Here is a 19,741-nt window from a genome sequence, read left to right on the forward strand (position 1 = left end):
CCGCATCTGGGAGGCGCGGCGCCGCCCCCCCACCGCATCAGCCTTCGCCATTCGGCTCGGCTTCTGCGACTCCCCCTCCAGGGGGGAGTGATTGAGGCCAGCACAAGGCTTCCAGTAGAACTCTATCACTCCCCCCTGGAGGGGGAGTCGGTGAGACAAGGGCTCCGCCCGCAGTCGAACCGGTGGGGGGGACGGAACTAGCAAGATCGCCACATAGGAGATTAAGCCCGCAGTCGCGCCGGAGCGGGCCTCAGTCTCCGAGCTTCGCAAGAGGCCCCTGTTTCCCTCTGAATGATCCGCACGGCAGGTTGGGAACCGGACTTGCCTGGCAGCGCAGGTCAAAACCCGGTCGGCGGGTCGCCATTCAAGTCTTCGAACAGCGATGTACTCAGATAACGCTCGCCGGTGCTGGGAAGAACGGTCACGATCAGTTTCCCTTCGTTTTCCGGCCGTTTGCTCACCTCTACCGCGGCGTGAGCGGCGGCTCCGGAGGAGATCCCGACCAGCAACCCCTCCTCCCTGATCAAGCGACGGGCCATGTGAATGGCCTGCTCGTTGGTGACCCGGATCACCTCGTCGATCACCCCCGTGTTGAGAATATCCGGAATAAAGCCGGCGCCGATTCCCTGGATCTCGTGCCACCCGGGACTCCCGCCGGAGATTACCGCGGAATCCTCCGGTTCCACGGCGATGGCTTGAAAGCCCGGCTTCCTGGACTTGAGGATCTCCCCCACTCCGGTAATGGTGCCGCCCGTGCCGACGCCTCCCACAAAGATGTCGATCTGTCCCTCGGTATCATTCCAAATCTCTTCGGCAGTCGTCTCGCGGTGAATCTTGGGATTGGCCCGATTGCGGAACTGCTGGGGTATCCACGAATTGGGAGTCTCGGCCGCCAACCTCTCGGCTGCCCTGATGGCGCCCTTCATGCCCTCAAACCCTGGAGTCAGGACCAGTTCCGCACCGAAGGCCTTGAGGAGCGTGCGCCGTTCCACGCTCATGGTATCGGGCATGGAAAGAATGAGCCGATACCCCTTGACCGCGCAGACGAAGGCCAAGGCAATTCCGGTGTTGCCGCTGGTCGGCTCGATGATCACCGTGTCCTTGTCGATGGCGCCCATCCTCTCGGCTTCATGGATCATGCTGATCCCGATACGATCCTTGACGCTCCCGGCAGGATTGTGAGATTCCAGCTTGGCCACCACCGTGGCCACCGCCCCGGCTGTCACACGATTCAGCCGCACCAGGGGGGTATTGCCCATCAATTCAAGGACATTGTTTGCGATCCTCGCCATGGCGGTCTCCTAGATGTAGTACATGATCTGCGGGTCCAACTTCTTCCGCCTTTCGCACACTTCTTCAACCGTGGTCGTGCGCAGGACTTCAGAGGCATGCTCGAATATCTCCGACCACAGGTCTCTGAGAATCTTCCGGGTCGGATCCTGGCTCGCCCCCTCTCTCATGAAGACATCGTTGCTGTCGATCGATCCCTCCAGTGCCCTGACCACCTGCAGCAGATTGATGTGGCTGGCAGAACGGGCCAACTGGTAGCCGCCCTGACGCCCCCGGCTGCTCTCAACCAGCCCGGCCTTCTTCAGGAACAGCAGAAGCTGGTCCAGATACTGTTTGGGAATATTCTGTCGTTCGGCGATCTGGGCGCTCTGTACCGGAGCCTCAAGCGAGTGCGTGGCCAGATCTATGATCGCCAACAAGCCATATTCGCCTTTTGTGGACAGTTTCATGATCGATCGCCCGTGGAGACTAAAACATGACTAAAATAATCCAGATACTGTATTTTCTTGATTCTGACACCTTCCGTCAACAATAATATCAGACTAACATCAAGAAATCACTTGATTTTCGTGAGATCCCCCGATATATTGACTATTTTTATTAACTTAGTCATCTTTTTGTGAGACCCATGGTTGCCTCTCCTTCGAACGCTGGTGATGTCGTGCGGTGGCAGGAGCAGCTTCGCTCCTCTTCTCCCAGCGAAATCCTGCAATGGGCCCATCGCCGATTCGGTTCCAGGGTGGTATTCGCCACGGCCTTGGGTCTGGAAGATCAGGTGATCACCCATTTTCTGGCCCGGGACGCCCTTCCCGTTCGCATCGTGACTCTGGACACCGGCAGACTCTTTCCCGAAACCCTTCAGCTTGTCGAACGGACCGAAGAGCGCTATCGACTGAGAATCGAGACCTTTTTCCCCCGAACCGAGGAAGTGGAGTCGATGGTCCGGGACCATGGGATCAACCTCTTTTACCAGAGCGTCGAGTTGAGACAGCTCTGTTGCCGCATCAGAAAAATCCATCCCCTGGCGCGAGCGCTCAAGGGCATGGACGCCTGGATCTGCGGTCTCAGGCGCCAGCAGTCCGTGACCCGACGTGAGGTGTATCCCGTCGAATGGGACGACAGCAATGGGCTGGTCAAGATCAATCCTCTCTGGAATTGGGAGGAGTCCCGCCTTTGGGAGACCGTCAAGGCCAACCAGGTGCCCTACAATCCGTTGCACGAACAGGGCTTTCTAAGCATCGGCTGCGCCTGCTGCACGCGAGCCGTGGCGCCGGGAGAAGACCTGCGGGCCGGACGATGGTGGTGGGAGCGGCCCGAGCACAAGGAATGCGGACTGCACCGCCGTCCGAGTCCCGCCAGCAACCAGTGATTATTGCGCTGGCGATGCCCTGCGTCCGCCATCCGAATCGGGAAAGCTGAACCGAAACCATGGATAGCTACTTTCTATCCCACCTGGACGTCCTGGAAGCCGAGGCCATCTACGTCATGCGTGAAGTGGCCTCGGAGTTTGAGCGGCCGGTGCTGCTCTTTTCAGGCGGAAAGGACTCCATCTGCCTGTTGAGGCTGGCTGAAAAGGCTTTTCGTCCGGCTCACTTCCCCTTTCCCTTGCTGCACATCGATACCGGCCACAATTTCCCGGAGGTGATCGAGTTTCGTGACCGGCGGGTGAAGGAGCTTGGGGAGCGGCTGATCGTCCGCACCGTGGACGACGCCATCGACGCCGGCATTGTGACTGAGCCCGGCGGCACCGACAAGAGCCGGAACTGGCTGCAGATCCCCACCCTGCTGCACGCTCTGAAGGAGTTCAAGTTCGACGCTGCCTTCGGGGGAGCACGCCGTGACGAAGAAAAATCCAGGGCCAAGGAAAGGTTCTTTTCGTTTCGAGACGAATTTGGACAGTGGGACCCGCGCAACCAGCGACCGGAGCTCTGGAATGTTTACAACACCAGGATACACCCGGGCCAGCACATCCGCGTATTCCCCCTGTCCAACTGGACCGAACTGGATGTCTGGCAATACATCGCCAGGGAGAAGCTGGAGATTCCGAGCATCTACTTCAGCCACCGACGGGAGGTCTTCCGGAGGGACGGTCTATGGATGAGCGCCTCCGAACTGCTTCCGCTCAAGCGTGGCGAGGTGACCGAGACCCGGTCGATTCGGTTCAGGACGGTTGGGGATATCCTCTGTACGGCCGCCATTGAATCGTCCTGCGCCACGGTTGAGCAGATCATCGGAGAAATCTCTTCCCTCAAGGTAACCGAACGTGGTGCCCGGGCCGATGATCAAATCTCCGAAACTTCCATGGAAGACCGCAAGAGAGAGGGGTATTTCTAGGTGAATGCCCAAACGACCGATTCCCAGGCGACGGTTCAGTTGCTGCGGTTCACCACCTGCGGCAGCGTCGACGATGGAAAGAGCACCTTGATCGGCCGGCTGCTCCACGATTCCAAATTGATTCTGGAAGATCAATTGGCCGCTCTGAAGCGAGCCAGCCAGATGCGGGGCGAATCGGAGGTCAACCTGGCCAACCTCACCGACGGCCTGCGGGCCGAGCGGGAGCAAGGCATCACCATCGACGTCGCCTACCGTTACTTCGCCACGCCACGCCGGCGGTTCATCGTTGCCGACACGCCGGGTCACATTCAGTACACCCGCAACATGGTCACCGGCGCCTCCACCAGCAGCCTGGCGCTGATCCTGGTGGACGCTCGCAAGGGAATCATCGAGCAGACCCGGAGGCACGCCACCATCGCATCCCTGTTGGGAATTCCCCACCTGGTGCTGTGCGTCAACAAAATGGACCTGGTCGATTTTTCCGAGGAGGTTTTCGAAGTCATTCGACAGGAATTCACCCGATTCTCGACCCGCCTCAAAATCAGGGATGTCACCTTTATACCCATGAGCGCACTGCTGGGAGACAACGTGGTCGCTCGCTCCTCCAAAATGCCCTGGTATCTGGGCGAGACGCTTCTCTCCTTTCTGGAAAGCGTTCACATCGCCAGCGACTGGAATATGCAGGATCCGCGCTTCCCCGTCCAATGGGTCATCCGCCCCCAATTCGGCCGCTCCACCGATTTCAGGGCCTTTGCCGGACAGGTAGCCAGCGGGGCCTTCAGGGTTGGCGACCGGGTCACTGTCCTTCCGTCCGGAAGACAATCCCGGGTCCAGGACATTCAACTCATGAGCCGATCGCTGGAGGTTGCCCACGCCCCCATGTCGGCCTGCATCCTGCTTGAAGACACCATCGACGTCAGTCGAGGGGACCTTATCGTGGCCTCCGACAATCTTCCCCACGTCGGCAAGGACCTGGAAGCCATGTGTTGCTGGATGGACGAGACTCCCCTGCAGCTCGGCAAGAAGTACCTGCTGAAACACACCACCCACAGCACCAAGGCCATGGTTCACCACTTGCACTATCGGCTGGACATCAACCGCCTGGAAGAGGACTCGGCTCACGTGCTGAAACTCAACGAGATCGGACGAATCGCCCTGAAGACGGCCACTCCCCTGCTATACGACCGCTATCACCGCAACCGGAGCCTGGGTGGTTTCGTGCTCATCGACGAATCCACCCACGCCACCGTGGGAGCGGGCATGCTGGAGGAGCCTGCCAGACCCGCCCCTCTACCGGAACGTGTCGACTACTCCATCTAAGACGAGTGTCTCCCCACAATAATTGAACAATCTCCAGGCTGTGAGGTTATATTAGGGGCTTCAATTTCATCCCTGGCGGTCAAGAGAGGAAACCATTCATGAAACTGGCCGGCAAGACAGCACTCATCACCGGGGGCGGCACCGGGATCGGAAGAGCCATTTCTCTGCTGTTTGCCCGGGAGGGCGCAGCCGTTGCCATCAACTATTCCAAGTCCGAAGCGGAGGCTTCCGAAACGGCTTCCGCGGTTCAAGAATCGGGAGGGCGCAGCCTGCTGGTTCGCACCGACGTCTCATCCGATGCCCAGGTCAGGCAGATGATGGAGCGGGTCCACGGAGAATTGGGCGCCATCGATATTCTGATCAACAACGCCGGCTTCACTCGATTTATCGACTTTGCGGACCTGGAGCAGCTGACCGAGGACATCTGGGACAGCCTCTTCGCCGTAAACCTGAAGGGCACCTATTTCTGCTGTCGTGCCGTGGCTCCCCTCATGCAGGCACAAGGCGGCGGACGCATCGTCAACATCGCCTCGGTGGCCGGAATCACCGGACAGGGCAGCTGTATTGCCTATTGCGCGTCCAAGGCCGGAGTCATCAGTCTGACCAAGTCATTGGCTCGAGCCCTGGGCCCCGACATCCTGGTGAATGCCGTGGCTCCGGCTCTCACCGAGACCCGCTGGCTCGACGGAGTCGCGAGAGCTCCGGAGATGCGGGAGAACTTCAGGAAGGCCTCGGCTCTCAATCGTATGGGAACGGCTGAGGATGTCGCTGAGGTGACTCTTTCCATGGCGACCGACTGGAGCTTTGTCACAGGGCAAATCGTGGTCGTGGACGGCGGCAGAATGCTCTGAAGCCGCGCCTCCCGAGGCAGGATCCTGCGCGGGATCAGGCCCGTGGGCCCTGTAACTCGGGTGCGTCGCCGAGTCCCCTGGTCTAATTGCTTCGCCAAGTCCGATGCGCGAACTGGCAAACGTCAACGGTAACATCTGTGCCCTCGAGGATGCCGTGATCCCGGCGGAGGACCGGGGCTGTCTGTTTGGAGATGGGGTTTACGAGGTCGTGCGCGCCTATCAGGGTCGGCTTTGGGGGGTGCACCGACACTGGAGACGATTTCAGCGCAGCTTGAGGGAAATTGACCTCCAGCCTGCCAACCTTGAGGAGATTCGGGGTTGGATCGAGGAAACCTACCACGCCAGCCAAATCCCCAACGCTACCGTCTACTTCCACTTGACCCGTGGATCCAGCCCCAGAAACCATTCCTGGAGCGAGTCCTTGAGCCCTTCTTTTTTCATGAGCGTGCGCCCGTTTGCCGACAGGGGGATCGTGGCAGGCGTCAAGGTTCAGTCGGTTCCGGACCTGCGCTGGCGCCGGTGCGACATAAAGTCTCTCAACCTGCTGCCCAATGTGCTGGCCAAGCAGCAGGCCCGAAAGCTGGGTGCCTATGAAGCGCTGCTGGTGGACACCAAGGGAAATGTCACCGAAGGAAGCTCCTCGGCCGCCCTGGCAGTTCTCGATCGAACCATCGTCGCTCCCCCTCAGACTTCTGCCATATTGCCAAGCATCACTCGCGAATATGTAGAGGAGATTGCGTCCGAGCTGAAGCTCTTCTTTCGGGAGCGGTCCCTTTCTCTGGCCGAGTTCCGGGCGGCCGGCGAAGCCTTTCTGGCCGGCACTTCAGACGAGATCACCGGGATTACCCACCTGGACGGTCAAGCTGTCGGGACAGGCGAGGTCGGGCCATGGACCCGAGAAATTCAGAGGGTCTACCGGCAGCGCATTGAACGGGGGAAAGACTGACAACAGGAGTTCGAATGGACCTCTCCTGCTCGAACGGGACGCTAGCCCGCATTTCTCACCAGGTCGCTGGATTCATACTGAAATTCCGTTTATTTTTGGAAACTTATTGGTCCGAATGTGAGGCCTTGCGGTTACACACGGCGCTGGGCGTGCCCTGGTGAGAAATGCGGACTAGTTGAGGGTGCTTACCTGCGATGGGTTGGAGGATGGGACGACCGGGTCGCGCGCGGCCAGAAAGCTCTGGTAGTTTTCTGCCGAAACCACGATGGTCTTGGTTTTCCCTGGCTCACCGAGCTGGGCGAAAACCTGATCGTTCACCCAGAGTTGAGTTCCCAGGGGATTTCCAAGCTTCACGTTCAGGGGCCGCTGGAGAGAAAAGCTCCTGGTCTCGTCAGAGCGCAAGATGCCGCTGAACAACGTGCTTTCCCCAACGCTGACCCTTATCCAGGCCTGCTCTCGGCCCTTGATGCGTAGCCTCGGCTCCGTCACCGACACGGGCTTGGCTTCCGATGGCGTTTCAGGGGACAGTTTGGGAGCCAGTTCTCCCAAGACACTCAAGCCGGCCTGATCACCCGATCCACTCACACCGGCAGGCTGCCCGTTGTTCCCGGAAGCCTGTGCGGGCGCCGAGGCTTGATCCTGCGAATGCTGCGCTGCACCGGCGTTCTTGGGGACGCTCAACGAATCCTGGTCTGTCCGGGCGCCTACTTCGACGAAGTAAAAGATCGTGAGGGCCCCAAGTAGTGCCACCAGGGAGGGAAAGATGGCGCCGGATTTTGCGCCTGCAGCCCGGGTCTTCAACTTCGCGCCCAAGGATGGCCGGGGTTTCTGAGCGGCTCGGGACCTGTAGCCCGCGGATTTGAGCCGGTCTTCCACCAAAAGGTATTCCCGCACCGGTTTGTCCTCATCGATACCCAGGTAGCGGGCATAGCTCCGAACAAAGGACCGTCGAAAAACACCGGCGGGCAATCGATCGAAGCGGTCGTCTTCGATGTAACCGAGCAAACTGGCCCGGATCTTGGTTTCCCTGGCTATTTCTTCCAGGGTAACCCCTCTAAGTTCCCGCTCACGTTTCAGATCGGCGCCCAAGGACACGATGGGTCTCCCCCAGAGAAAAGGGCCATTCATACTACGCCCCTGCCCGACACCTGTCAAGAATTTGAGGAAGGATTTGAAATCGCAACGGATCCAGGTTTAAAATCGCTCGGTCTTGTAGAATTAAGCCTTTGAACCCGTCACCTGCGGCTCTCTGAGACCCAGTCTCTTCGACCGCGTGGAGCCATTGACAGGAGCCCCGGGCAAACCAATGAACGTTTTGTCGAGACTGCTGCTGACCTCATCCCTTCTCTGTGGGCTGTGCCTCACGGCCTCTGCAGACGAAATACCCAAGGTCAGGACGCTCCGGATAGACGTCCGCATGGTGGAGGTCTATACGGCTGTCTTCGACCAGAGAGGCCGATACGTTCCGGGACTGGCGCCGGCTGACTTCGAAATCGAAGAGGACGGTCAAATCCAGTCAATCCAGGCCTTTGAGTCCCAAACCTCGGCTCTGACGATCGCGTTGCTGGTGGACACCACCGGAAGCATGCTGAAGCCGCTGCCGCACGTCAAGAATGCGGTGGCCGATCTGTTGACGGAGATCAAGCCCCAGGATCGTTTCGGCCTTTTCGCTTTCAACAATCGGCTCCAGGTCCTGGTGCCGTTTACCAAGGACAGGCGCGCGGCACTTCGAGCCCTGTTCCGCATGCGGGCCTCCGGGAGCACCGCTCTCTTCGATTCTCTGGCCCAACTGGCCCCGCATCTGGCCCGAGTGACCGGCAAGAAGGCCATCCTGCTCTTCACCGACGGAGAGGATACCAGCAGCGTCCTCTCGATGGAGGACTCGGTCAGGACCATCAAGCGAGTCGGGATTCCCATCTATACCGTTTTTCAGGGACGGGCGCTGCAAAGCCAGCTCCTGATCGATCGTCTGACGGAGATTTCGAATGCGACAGGAGGCGTCGCAGTCAGGATCAGACGCCCCGAAGAAATCGGCCGGGTCTTCACCGAGATCGTTCAGGATCTTCAGCACCTCTATCTGCTCGGTTACTACCCTCCGGCCGAGTTCGGCGGCAGCAACGGTGGGTGGCGCAAGATCTCGGTGCGTGTTCCTCGGCACAAGGACTTCCGGGTAAGAGCCAAGGAAGGATACCTGCCCTAAAAGTGGAGTGGAAACTGCATCCGCTCGGTTACTATCCTCTCGCCATGCGGCTTCCGCGATTGCCGTCGGTTGACCCGACACCCCTTAAATGATAGTTTCACCCTCACCAATCTGACACAGGAGCTGAGGTTGTGCCGGGCGAAGCGCTAGGAATGATTGAAACCAAGGGGTTTGTTGGCGCCGTCGAGGCGGCGGACGCCATGGTGAAGGCAGCCAACGTCACTCTGGTGGGAAAAGAGTACATTGGAGCCGGCTTCGTGACGGTATGCGTGCGAGGGGACGTCGGGGCCGTCAAGGCCGCCACCGATGCGGGCGCATCCGCGGCGCGGCGAGTCGGCGAACTGGTAGCTGTCCACGTCATTCCCAGCCCCCACGCCGAAGCTGAAAAAAACATCCCCGGCGAAACTCGCTAAGCCGTTCACTCGGCGTGACAGGCGCATGATGGCGGCCCTGTAGCCTCGAGCGCCGACGTCGCCCCGGCGGATACTCCCCCGACCAACCTCCCTGATTTTCTCCGGACCTCCCACAGGCCATGGATAGAGATCTCGAGTCCATTCAGCAGGCCCGGTCACTGCTTGACAAGGCATTTCAGGCCCAGGAACGCCTCTCTCGATTCTCCCAGGACCAGGTCGATTCGGTGGTCCGACAAATGGCCGAGGCTGCACTGGGAGCCGCGGAGAAGCTTGCCCGCATGGCCGTGGAGGAAACCGGCTTCGGCAACGTCGCCGACAAGATCCTCAAGAACAAGTTCGGCTCCGAGTTTGTCCACGAAGCCATCAAAGACCTCAGGACGGTCGGCATCATCAGGGAGGACAGGAAAAAGGGGATCCTCGAGATCGCCTCGCCGGTGGGGGTGATTGCCGCCATAATTCCCTCCACCAATCCGACTTCCACCACCATCAACAAGGCCCTGATCGCGCTGAAGGGCCGCAACACCATCGTTTTCAGCCCCCACCCCTCGGCGGCGGGTTGCATCCAGGAGACCAGCAGACTCCTGTCGGAGGCCGCTGTCGCTGCCGGAGCACCCGAGGGATCGATTGGGTGTCTGTCCCAATCCACCATCGAAGGAACCCGAGAGCTGATGAGCCATCGCAACACCGCCCTGATCCTGGCTACCGGAGGGCATGGTCTTGTCAAAGCCGCCTACAGTGTGGGAAAGCCCGCCTTCGGGGTGGGTCCGGGCAACGTTCCCGCCTACGTGGAATCCTCGGCTGACATCCCTCAGGCCATTCAGGACATTTTTACCGGCAAGTGCTTTGACAACGGCACGCTTTGTTCCTCGGAGCAGGCCATCATCACCGATGCCGCCATCAAGGATCGTGTGATCGAAGAGATCAAGCACAACGGGGGGCATTTCCTGAACGAACAGGAAATCCAGGCGCTGGGCCAGGTGGTCGTCACTCCCAGGCGAACGGTGAACCCCAAGATCGTCGGCAAGCCGGCAGCAACGATTGCAGCACTGGCCGGGGTTCGGATCCCGGAAGGTACCCGGGTCCTGGTCGCCCCGCTCTCCGGCGTCGGTCGGGACTATCCCCTGTCCATGGAAAAGCTCTCTCCGATTCTGGCGTTTTACGTGGAGAAAGACTGGGAGGCGGCCTGCGATCGATGCATCGAGCTGCTCAACTACGGAGGGTTGGGGCACACCCTGGCGATCCACTCCAAGAACGACGAGATCATTCGGCAGTTCGGCCTGCAGAAGCCCGTCTTTCGAATCGTCGTCAATACCCAGGCTGCCCTGGGAGCCGTGGGCTACACCACCCGACTCTTTCCGAGCATGACACTGGGATGCGGAACCCTTGGCGGAAACATCACTTCCGACAATATTTCCCCATTTCACCTGATCAACATCAAACGGGTCGCCTACAGCCGAACTCAGGACCTCGGGGAGGACTCGTCCCAGGCCGCAACCGCTCCGCGACAGCAAGCAATCCCCGCCAATCGAGGAGAGGTCTCGGCCCTGGTGGATCGCCTGATGGCGGACCGCCGGCTCCAATTCCAACGACCGCCCCAACCGGCACCACCGCCAGCCCGGCCGACGCCCCCCGAGACACCCCCGGATCCACCGGAGCCGGTCAGCTTCGTTTGTGAGGAGGATATTCGGCAGGCGGTGAAGGAAGACCGCAAGATTCACGTGGATGGAAAGTCGATCATCACCCCGGCCGCACGCGATCTTGGAAACCAGAAAGCCGTCCTGGTCTACCTTGCCTGACTCTTCAGGCCCTTACCTTCAATCCCAGCAACCTGGCCAACTTGTAGAGCTTTGACTGCCGGATCGCCTGCAGCTTGGCGTCCTGCTGCAGAGCCCACTGGGTGCGATCCTCGAATTCAGCCTGAAGTTTCGCTATTGCCTTGTCTTTCTCTTCCACTTGTTGGGACAGCTCCTCCGCCCAACGGCTGCGATCCCCGAATTCGGACTGAAGTTTCACTATTGCCTTGTCTCTCTCTTCCACTTGTTGGGACAACTCCTGCGCCCAACGGGTGCGATCCCCGAATTCGGACTGAAGTCTCACTATTGCCTTGTCTCTCTCTTCCACTTGTTGGGACAACTCCTCCGCCCAACGGGTGCGATCTTCAAATTGGCGGGACAGAGCCTCCGCCCAACGGGTGCGATCTTCCACTTGTTGGGACAGAGCCTCTGCCCAACGGCTGCGCTCCTCAAATTCCTCCCGCAGGCGCAACAGAGCCTGGTCCTTCGACTTGACCAGTCTGTTCAATTGCAGTGCCCATCCTGAGCGTTCCTCGTACTCTTCCTGAAGCCGCTTCAGAGCGCTGTCGAGCTTGGAGACCTCCTTTTCCAAGCGCTGGATATTCTGTTGGTGCTCTCGCAACAGGTTGCCGGTTCCCGGCAGCAGGCAGAAGTTTCCCAGCGCAGGTTGATATTCCCGACTGCGGGTGCAAATAGCCACAAAATAGTTGGAGGTTGCTTCCAGATCGCCGACATCTTCTTCAAGGCAGGTGGTTACCCTCTGGTATAGGCTCGGATTCCCAATAATCAGGCCGGCAATATGATTCTGGAAATAGACTTCCACCGAACTGAAAACGGATGTCAAGAAAGCGTAGAACTCCTGGAAGTCAAACTCGCGGGTGTGGAACGGATTGGCCTGGTTGCTCTCCTGGCTGTAGAAAACTCGATTCGGTGTCGAAATAACCGTCAATCCCTCCGGTTTGAGTACTCGGCTTATCTCGAGCAAATGAGCTTGTTGGCTTTGCAGATGCTCGACCAGCTCAAAACTGACGACTACATCCACGCTGTCATTGGCCAGGGGCAGGTCCTGTGCGTCACCGACCATCATCTCGATATTCCCCGCCGCGTATTCACTACTGGCATAGCGAACTGCTTCTTCCGACAGATCGACCGCAACGACCCTGCTTGCCTCTTCAGCCAGGATTTTCGCTCCGTAGCCCACACCGGAGCCAATGTCCAGGACTACCTTTTCCTCCACCAGGAGCTGAGCAAACCCGTAGCGGCAGAGGTGCTCGTTCAACAGGTCGGCATTGACGCTTCCGGGGACGATTCTTTCGCCTGTGAACTCCATCACCACTCCAACAGTCCCTACAGAGTTGTAGTCGACTGGTTTGTCAGGCGGGTTACAGCTTTTCAATCCTGATCCATTGAACGGCACTCCCCAAATTTCGGTAATCCGCCGATGCACCCGCCAGACTGGGATTCCAAATAGGGCGAACCTGAAAACGAATGGTGGTAGGACCCTTGTCAATGGATCCAGGTGATATGGGGAATGCGTACTCCCGGAACTGCTCTCCTACGCCGATCAACTCCCTTGTGTCCAATCTCACCTCGTTGACCCACACCGTTAGAAATTGTCGAAATTTTGGATCCGGACTCGACTTGACTGTCCGAATCACGAGTTGATAGTCATCGCCAGGATTCAGGGGAACCGGCCAAACCAAGCTCGGAGCAAGGCCGGTCCAGGAATACCCGTCCGCTTCCGCTGGAAAAAAATCATTCCTTTCTATTCCCTCGCACTCGGCACCGAATTCCACCTGATAGGCTGGGGTTCCACCCATCGGAACGAGTGATTGGAGCTTGATGCATTCCAGCATGAACCCCAGGTCACGTGTATCAGTACCATACTGCAGGGTCGATGGATTAAAAGTCTGCGATCGAATCTCAACAAGATTTCTCTCACCTTTGGCTAACTGCGATTGGGCAATCGGAAGCCTGTAGTCGTCGAATTCCGGGGACAACTGCAAAGACCCCAGATCGTGACCATTAAAGACGACTCTTACGGGAGACTCAATTGCCGCCCCCGTGTGAGGGCGAGCGAGCCGTGCGATCAGAATTGCCGGGTAAGTCGTATCGATTTCCGGCATCTCCACCGACGCATCCCCCCGGCTCCACCGGAATATATTGCCGCCGGATTCAATTTCCGGTTGATAAAATCCATTTGACGCATATCCGAAGCTGGAGTGCCGGTTGAATGCCTCGTATGGCTTCGAGTCTACTTGCGGACGATGTTTGACCTCGTAGAGTTGAAGACTATAGTGCACACTTTGCATGGTCTCAGGTAGGCGTTTATAGGTTCTTTCCACCAGTCGGGTGGTGAAATGAAAACGCTCCGTGGGTTCGAAAAGGTACTTGGAACTGTCCAAGGAGGTCCATTCGTCGCAGGAGATGAGAAAGACTTTCTTGTTTGCCGACAGATATTCTCCAACCACCCTCTCAAATGCTTCAGGATTCGGCTTGTTGTGGGCCAGAGGAAGAACGTGCTGTCCAAATATGTTTCTCAGGGGACCGAGAAAAAATTGCTGAGCTCGCCCGCGCTCGAACAGGATCACATCCGCATCCGTCGTCCGGCTGGCCAGCAACGCCATTTGCGCCCAGGTTCCGCCAAGCTCTCCCTGGCCCAAAAAAGGCCAGGCCGCTACCGTCTGGGAGACAATCATGGCGATCAATAATGCCGATCCGCAAACTCGCGGCAAGAATCGGCGCACGGTGGATTGAGCCGATGCCCATGGGTATCCGGAAGCTAGCCGAGTAAAGCGCTGGAGTACCAGGGCCGCCAGGATGAGCATTGCCGGAATCGCAACCTCGGCGTAGCGGCGGATGACCCAGTAGTTGTCGGGAAATGCGCGAGACTTGTAACCGTACACCAGCAAAAAGGCAGCCAGCAACAGCAAGAAGGGCAAGGGGCGAACCTGTCCCTTCAACACGACCTGCCGCAACGTCAGGATGATGCCAATACAGGCCAAGCCAAGGCCCAGGGGAGTCAGATACCAGCCCAGTCGAACCAGATTCAATTCATCGTAATAGGGAATGGCTCCCTGGTGGGGTGGTGCCAGCGGCAGCAGATTGCCCTCCGTGCCCATCATGGGGCGGAGAAAATAACCATAAACGGAGGCAACAATCACCAAGGCCGAGAGGCTCACAAATACAATCTTGCGTCGCGTCACACGATCTTGTGGCGTCTTTTGTTTCGAAAAACGGTGCTCCTGCCAGGCTCTCATCAACCGCATCAGCCGCTTCGAAGACGCCACCAAGGCCGTCGCCACCAATGCCAGCGCCAACAGCCAACGCCATTGGCGGTCAAGAAAGGAGAGCGCACCCTGGTGTTGCAGAATGGACAGCACGTAGGGATAGGCAAAAAGGGCGATGTGGGTCAGGGCATATCCCACACCGACGGTCAAACCCGCCGCGACAGGCCAAACCGCTATGCCGACCCTTCCGGCCAGTCCCGACCGGACCAGGATCAGGAACACCGACACCGCCAGGATTGCCAGCACGGAGTCGATTCGCACCATCAGGCTCAATCCGAACACCAATCCCGACAGGAAGCCCAAACCACGTTGGCGGCGGGACACGGACAGGGTCAGCATCCAGACTCCGGCCAGCAACAGGACCTGGGCCAGGGTCTCGCTGAAGGGACTTCGCACCAACCATATCTGGCCCAGGTTCAGGCAAAGCAGACTCGAAGCCACCAACCCGACGGTCTTGGACCGAAAAATCTCAATGGACAAAGAAACCACCAGCAGGAGGCTCAGCAAACCCAGCAGGACATTGAAACCGAACAGCCCGTCGAACCTCCAGAGTTTGAATGCCAGGGACAGCCAAAGCGGAAACAGGTGCAGATACTGCGGCAACATTTCCCCGCTCTCCGCATCCAGCAGTGAAAAACCGGGCACGGCTTCCAGGTAAAGCGCATTTTCAAGAAGGGCCGGCAGGAACAGCCTCTGCCGGTCCTCATCGAAATTTCGGAAGTCGGGATCGCTGAAGCGCAGGCTCTGCTCCTGGGCCAAACGTACTGCAATGTTGGCATGCTCCCCGGGATCTCGTTGGCTGGCGACATATTCGGCGGTCCTTCCGAAGGTGAACAGACCCAGCAACAGGATTCCCGCCAGCCACAAGTCGCTCCACCGGGCTCGCAGCCGTCTCCAGGCCGGAAGACGCCATTGCAGGGTCCCCGATTTCAACAGCCAGGCAAGGCAAACCAGGCTGTAGACCGCCAGCAGCACAAACAGGTAGCGAATTCGAGCCACGCCCAGTTGCGCGCTCAGCATGAGGAAACAGGAGGTCACGATCAATCCGCAGACAGTGCTGAGCAACGCGGGACTGATCACACTCTTGAACAGGTCGACGCGGGTGCTGGAGGATGCGCCCGATAAGGAAGGTCCCTGGAGCCCCCCAGTTGCAAGCCTGTAGGTCACCCAACCGCTGCCCCCGAACAGACAGACGAATTGAAGCAGAATCGAGTAGTCTTTCCAATCGGGCACGAAGTCCATGAGGTTCCTGATACCGCTCTAGACTGTCCGGTATCGGTCAGCCGAAAAGGGGTTTACGGTGCCAGTTCAGCGCGGTCGCAACGATGTCTTCCAGGGTGGTGTATTTCGGGGTCCAGCCCAGAACATTGAAGGCCCGGGAGGCATCGGCCACCAAGGTCGAAGCGTCTCCGGTCCGCCGCGAGCCCTCTTTGACGGGCACCGCCCTGCCCGAAAGCCGTTCAACGGCCGCAACGATTTGCTTCACCGAGTGTCCCTGACCCGTCCCCAAGTTTAGCGCCGCACTGCGGCCACCCTCCAATAAATGGCGCAGGGCCAAGACATGGGCCGCAGCCAGGTCCGAAACGTGGACAAAGTCCCGAACCGCCGTACCGTCAGGCGTTTCGTAGTCCGTCCCGAAAATCTCAAGGTGGCTTCTCTCGCCAAGAGCCGATTCAATGGCCAGGGGAATCACGTGAGTTTCGGGTCGATGGCATTCGCCGATCTCGCCGTCCGGGTCGGCCCCGGCAGCATTAAAGTACCTCAGACAGACGTAGCCAATCCCATAGGCCATGCTGAAATCCCGCAGCATGTGCTCCACCACCAGCTTGCTTACCCCATAGGGCGTGATCGGAACCTTGGCCTCGGTTTCCGGGATAGGAAGTGCCCCGGGCACTCCATAAATGGCGCAACTGCTGGAAAAGATGATGGATCGTATCCCCTGATCCAGCATTCCCTTCAGAAGATTCAGGCTTCCCACCAGGTTGTTGTGGTAGTACCTGGCCGGATGCATCACCGACTCGCCGACGTCACACAGGTCTGCCAGGTGCATGACCCCGCCGGGTCGATGGTGCTCGATTACCGCTTTCAGTCGAGCCCCGTCCGTCAGATCGACCCTTTCGAGAGGTCCCCACTTCACGGCCGATTCATTTCCACGGGAGAGGCAGTCCACCACTACCGGATGGAATCCTTCTGCCGCCAGCGACTTGCAGACATGACTGCCGACATAGCCGGCTCCGCCCGTAACCAGAATGGTTCGCCCCAGGACCACGCTTTCCTTCCCACTCGGACCGGATCACCGGCCCCGCTTCGTAGCTGCCGCTCCCGATGGCCCGAGTCCGAATAATTCAATCAGAAAACGCCGGATGCCGCAATTGAGGGGCTAAGCCCGCATTTCTCACCAGGTCGCTGGTAGCATGACGAAAGGTAGTTTTTCTTTCGGCCCCTTGATTGGCTCCATGGTAAGGGCTTGCAGGTAGCAGACGGCGCTGGGCATGCCCTGGCTTGTCCTTTCCCTTCAGCGCGCACAGGCTCCCTCGACCGTAGTGGCCGCTACGCTCTTCGGTCGCGAGCACACGCTGAAGGGAAAAGTCCTGCGCCACGATCATGCCCCCTGGTGAGAAATGCGGGCTCGTGCCCGTACGCGTTGCCTTGATTCCGGCGACGTTCTAAAATGCGCCCCGCGCCATGACACCGACCACCACACTCTCGGTCATCGTCCCCATTTACAATGAACAATCTCTGGTTCACGCCAGCCTCTCCCGTTTGCGTGTCCTGGGAAACAGCCCGCTGTTGACTTCGATCCGGGTGATCGTGGTGGACGACGGTTCCCGCGATAAAACCCCGACTGTTCTCCAGCAGTTCCGGCGATCCCTGGAAAGGGAGGCTTGGGGAGCAAAATTTGTCTGGCAGTTTGTCCGCCATCCAAGAAATTACGGCAAGGGCAAAGCCCTGAGAACAGGGTTGACCCTTGCGGACACCGACCTCACCGTCTGCCAGGATGCCGACCTCGAATACCATCCTCAAGAGCTTCTTGGCATGATTCCGCTATTCCTGGAGGGTGATGTGGATGCCGTCTTCGGTTCGAGATTCCACCGGGCAGCGCCGCAGCCAAGGAGCCTTTCTCCTCATCGGATGGTCAACGGGTTCCTCACGGCGCTCTGCAACCTGGTCAGCCGTTTGAACCTCTCCGACATGGAAACCTGTTACAAGATGGTTCGCACCGACCTGCTCAAGAGCATCCGGCTGGAGAGCAACGATTTCCGCATCGAACCCGAGCTCACCATCAAGTTGGCCAAACGAGGAGCCCGCCTGCTGGAAGTCCCCATTGCGTATTCGGGCAGGAGCTACCAGGAGGGGAAAAAAATCAATTGGAAGGATGGCCTCAAGGCCCTGCTGGCTATTATCAGGTTCGCTGCTTCGAGCCGAATCGACCGAAATACAAGCCCTTAGCCCGCATTTCTCACCAGGGGGCATGATCATGGCGTAGGAATTTTCCCTTCAGCGCGTGCTCGCGACCCAAGAGCGTAGCGGTTTCTACGGTCAAGGGAGCCTGTGCGCGCTGAAGGGAAAAGGACAAGCCAGGGCATGCCCAGCGCCGTCTGTGATGCGCAAGCCCTTGACATTGAGCCAATCAAGGTGCTGAAGATAATCTACTTCTTGTAATGCCTCCAGCGGCCTGGTGAGAAATGCGGGCTTAACCCGTGAACCGCCTACAGAGCCTACTCCACCTTGGTAAAAACGATGGCTCCGCGGGGAAGCTTTGCAAAGTTCTCTATCTGCTCTCCGGACTGCAGCACGCCGCCCGGTAGTAGATACAGGGTCTGATGGCTCAAGAAGACATCGTCCAGGTCTTCTCCCAAGGGGTCACTGGTGCGTGGCGCGGGAACCCGGCGGTAGGCGATCAGGACTCTCGTTTCCGGAGGCACATCCGCGAATCTATCGATCCGATGACCAGCCATGATCTTGCCACTGGGATAAAGGTAGTAGGTGAATGAGGAATTGTGGAGGACGTTGGCAATGTTCCAGGGAGACATTTCCTCGCTGACAACCGGAAGCAGCACTTCCGCCCGATCCAGGCTGACCACCTTGTCTTCTTCCACTCCCAAATCGACCACGGTACCGGAGGGAATGTCGGACCAGTCCTGGATTTCATGACCGCGCAACGAGCGACCGTCCGGGAAGCGATAGAGCGTGGTAGCGGCCTTGTACTGACGGCCGGCAATCTTCCACGCCGTCCGGCGGGCGGTGATGGTGTTTTTCCTTGAGGGATCCGCCGCTGGCGATATCAAGCTACCGTTGTCCTGCCGTTTTTTGCTGTTTCGGGCCGTTGTCGCCAAGCCATCGTTTCCCATCCTTTTCTTGGGATTCCGGGCCGCTGCCGCCAGGCCTCCGTTGGCCTCCCGTTTGTCATCGTTGCGGGCCGGCGCTTTCGGCCGGGATTTCCGAGCCAGTTGGACGCCATCAGGATTGGCCCCGATTCTTCCGGCGACCACGTCCGGGTCTCGACGGTACGCATCGGTCAAGCCGGCCCGCCTGCGGTCAAAGTTGTCGATACCCGGATCTTTTTTCCTGCCCCTAAGCCTCTTCTTGTGGAACCGGTTCGGTCTGGAATAAGCGATTCGGTAGTGTTCCAGGACATCCCGATCCTTCACCCGAAACCGCTTTTGCAGGATTCGCAGCAATTCCTTCAGAGACCGGTACTGCCGATCCGCAAAAGGCACATTGTGGTACCCCTCCAGCTCGATGCCCAGCGAATGGTCGCTGAGCCGGTCCAGCCCGTTCCACATGCTGACGCCGGCGTGGTTCGCCCGGTACTTGGGATCGAGGATCCTGTAGACCGTACCGTTCTTGGCGACGAGGTAGTGGGCGTGTCCACCCCGGCTGATATATCGCCGGCGCCGGACCTTGCCGCGGGAAAGGGTTCTCAAGGAACTGGGCAGACTGCCTTCGGTGGAGTGAATGATGATGAAGCGGGTGCTCTTGCGCGAGCGCTTGGCAAAGCGGGGATTCAGCTTCTTCTGATAGTCGATGATCTTGAGCGCCGCCAGGTCGGTGGGGGAAAACGCAAGCAGCGCCGTCGTCAGCGCAACAATGAACACTCGACTCATGGAAGCAGGATCTCGAGTTCGACCTCTACCAGGAGTGGGGCGAATCCGTCCCCCCCCCTACAACTTGTGGTTATGTTCTACCCAATCTATCTGGAAGGCAAGCGAATTCGAGGTGACCCGGAAGCGACCGTCCGGCTTCAGCCACCGGGTGAGCGGAAATAGGGTGTAGCGGCAGGTGGTGGCTCTTCCCCTCCGG

General features: G+C 58.8%; 16 protein-coding genes. 9 read left to right on the plus strand and 7 right to left on the minus strand.

Annotated features, from left to right (window positions below):
* Positions 1-338: 338 nt before the first annotated feature.
* On the minus strand, positions 339-1,292 hold the full coding sequence (gene cysK, locus OXI69_17800; GenBank protein MDE2667999.1) for a cysteine synthase A: 954 nt from the start codon (positions 1,290-1,292) through the stop codon (positions 339-341).
* Between the two features lie 9 nt (positions 1,293-1,301).
* Entirely contained in the window at positions 1,302-1,739 is a 438-nt protein-coding gene (locus tag OXI69_17805; GenBank protein MDE2668000.1) for an Rrf2 family transcriptional regulator, read from the minus strand.
* Positions 1,740-1,918: 179 nt separating this feature from the next.
* On the opposite strand from OXI69_17805, the gene OXI69_17810 reads away from it, so the two are divergent.
* The 5 genes from OXI69_17810 to OXI69_17830 all read left to right on the plus strand — a co-directional run bounded on the left by OXI69_17810 (position 1,919) and on the right by OXI69_17830 (position 6,741).
* Positions 1,919-2,659: a phosphoadenylyl-sulfate reductase gene (locus tag OXI69_17810; GenBank protein ID MDE2668001.1), complete on the plus strand. Its 741-nt coding sequence runs from the start codon at positions 1,919-1,921 to the stop codon at positions 2,657-2,659.
* A 59-nt stretch (positions 2,660-2,718) separates the two neighbouring features.
* Positions 2,719-3,624 carry a sulfate adenylyltransferase subunit CysD gene (gene cysD / locus OXI69_17815; GenBank protein MDE2668002.1) on the plus strand — a complete coding sequence of 302 codons (906 nt, stop codon included), beginning with the start codon at positions 2,719-2,721 and terminating at the stop codon, positions 3,622-3,624.
* Positions 3,625-4,944: a GTP-binding protein gene (locus OXI69_17820; GenBank protein MDE2668003.1), complete on the plus strand. Its 1,320-nt coding sequence runs from the start codon at positions 3,625-3,627 to the stop codon at positions 4,942-4,944.
* A 98-nt stretch (positions 4,945-5,042) separates the two neighbouring features.
* Entirely contained in the window at positions 5,043-5,795 is a 753-nt protein-coding gene (locus tag OXI69_17825; protein MDE2668004.1) for a glucose 1-dehydrogenase, read from the plus strand.
* Between the two features lie 103 nt (positions 5,796-5,898).
* A complete protein-coding gene (locus OXI69_17830) occupies positions 5,899-6,741 on the plus strand; it encodes an aminotransferase class IV (GenBank protein ID MDE2668005.1) in 843 nt (280 codons plus the stop codon).
* A 171-nt stretch (positions 6,742-6,912) separates the two neighbouring features.
* On the opposite strand, the gene OXI69_17835 is transcribed toward OXI69_17830, so the two are convergent.
* Positions 6,913-7,836 (minus strand): DUF4115 domain-containing protein, encoded by a 924-nt coding sequence (locus tag OXI69_17835; GenBank protein MDE2668006.1) that lies wholly within the window; start codon positions 7,834-7,836, stop codon positions 6,913-6,915.
* A 211-nt stretch (positions 7,837-8,047) separates the two neighbouring features.
* On the opposite strand from OXI69_17835, the gene OXI69_17840 reads away from it, so the two are divergent.
* The 3 genes from OXI69_17840 to OXI69_17850 all read left to right on the plus strand — a co-directional run bounded on the left by OXI69_17840 (position 8,048) and on the right by OXI69_17850 (position 11,150).
* Positions 8,048-8,941: a VWA domain-containing protein gene (locus OXI69_17840; GenBank protein MDE2668007.1), complete on the plus strand. Its 894-nt coding sequence runs from the start codon at positions 8,048-8,050 to the stop codon at positions 8,939-8,941.
* Between the two features lie 131 nt (positions 8,942-9,072).
* Positions 9,073-9,354 (plus strand): BMC domain-containing protein, encoded by a 282-nt coding sequence (locus OXI69_17845; protein MDE2668008.1) that lies wholly within the window; start codon positions 9,073-9,075, stop codon positions 9,352-9,354.
* A gap of 119 nt (positions 9,355-9,473) precedes the next feature.
* Positions 9,474-11,150 carry an acetaldehyde dehydrogenase (acetylating) gene (locus tag OXI69_17850; GenBank protein MDE2668009.1) on the plus strand — a complete coding sequence of 559 codons (1,677 nt, stop codon included), beginning with the start codon at positions 9,474-9,476 and terminating at the stop codon, positions 11,148-11,150.
* A gap of 4 nt (positions 11,151-11,154) precedes the next feature.
* Here OXI69_17850 and OXI69_17855 read toward each other — a convergent pair whose 3' ends face one another.
* The 3 genes from OXI69_17855 to galE are packed head-to-tail and all read right to left on the minus strand — an operon-like array spanning position 11,155 to position 16,700.
* Complete coding sequence (locus OXI69_17855) at positions 11,155-12,477, minus strand: methyltransferase domain-containing protein (GenBank protein MDE2668010.1); 1,323 nt, start codon at positions 12,475-12,477, stop codon at positions 11,155-11,157.
* A gap of 52 nt (positions 12,478-12,529) precedes the next feature.
* Complete coding sequence (locus tag OXI69_17860; protein ID MDE2668011.1) at positions 12,530-15,679, minus strand: hypothetical protein; 3,150 nt, start codon at positions 15,677-15,679, stop codon at positions 12,530-12,532.
* 37 nt (positions 15,680-15,716) lie between these two features.
* Positions 15,717-16,700, minus strand: coding sequence for a UDP-glucose 4-epimerase GalE (gene galE / locus OXI69_17865; protein ID MDE2668012.1), 984 nt, complete (start codon positions 16,698-16,700; stop codon positions 15,717-15,719).
* A gap of 422 nt (positions 16,701-17,122) precedes the next feature.
* Between galE and OXI69_17870 the strand changes: the two genes are divergently transcribed.
* Entirely contained in the window at positions 17,123-17,887 is a 765-nt protein-coding gene (locus OXI69_17870; protein MDE2668013.1) for a glycosyltransferase family 2 protein, read from the plus strand.
* A 269-nt stretch (positions 17,888-18,156) separates the two neighbouring features.
* Here OXI69_17870 and OXI69_17875 read toward each other — a convergent pair whose 3' ends face one another.
* The gene (locus tag OXI69_17875; GenBank protein ID MDE2668014.1) at positions 18,157-19,545 is read right to left on the minus strand and encodes an N-acetylmuramoyl-L-alanine amidase; all 1,389 of its coding nucleotides are present in this window, start codon (positions 19,543-19,545) and stop codon (positions 18,157-18,159) included.
* Positions 19,546-19,741 lie beyond the last annotated feature (196 nt).

The sequence above is a fragment of the Acidobacteriota bacterium genome (assembly GCA_028875575.1).
In the GTDB taxonomy this organism is placed as follows: Bacteria; Acidobacteriota; Terriglobia; order Versatilivoradales; family Versatilivoraceae; genus Versatilivorator.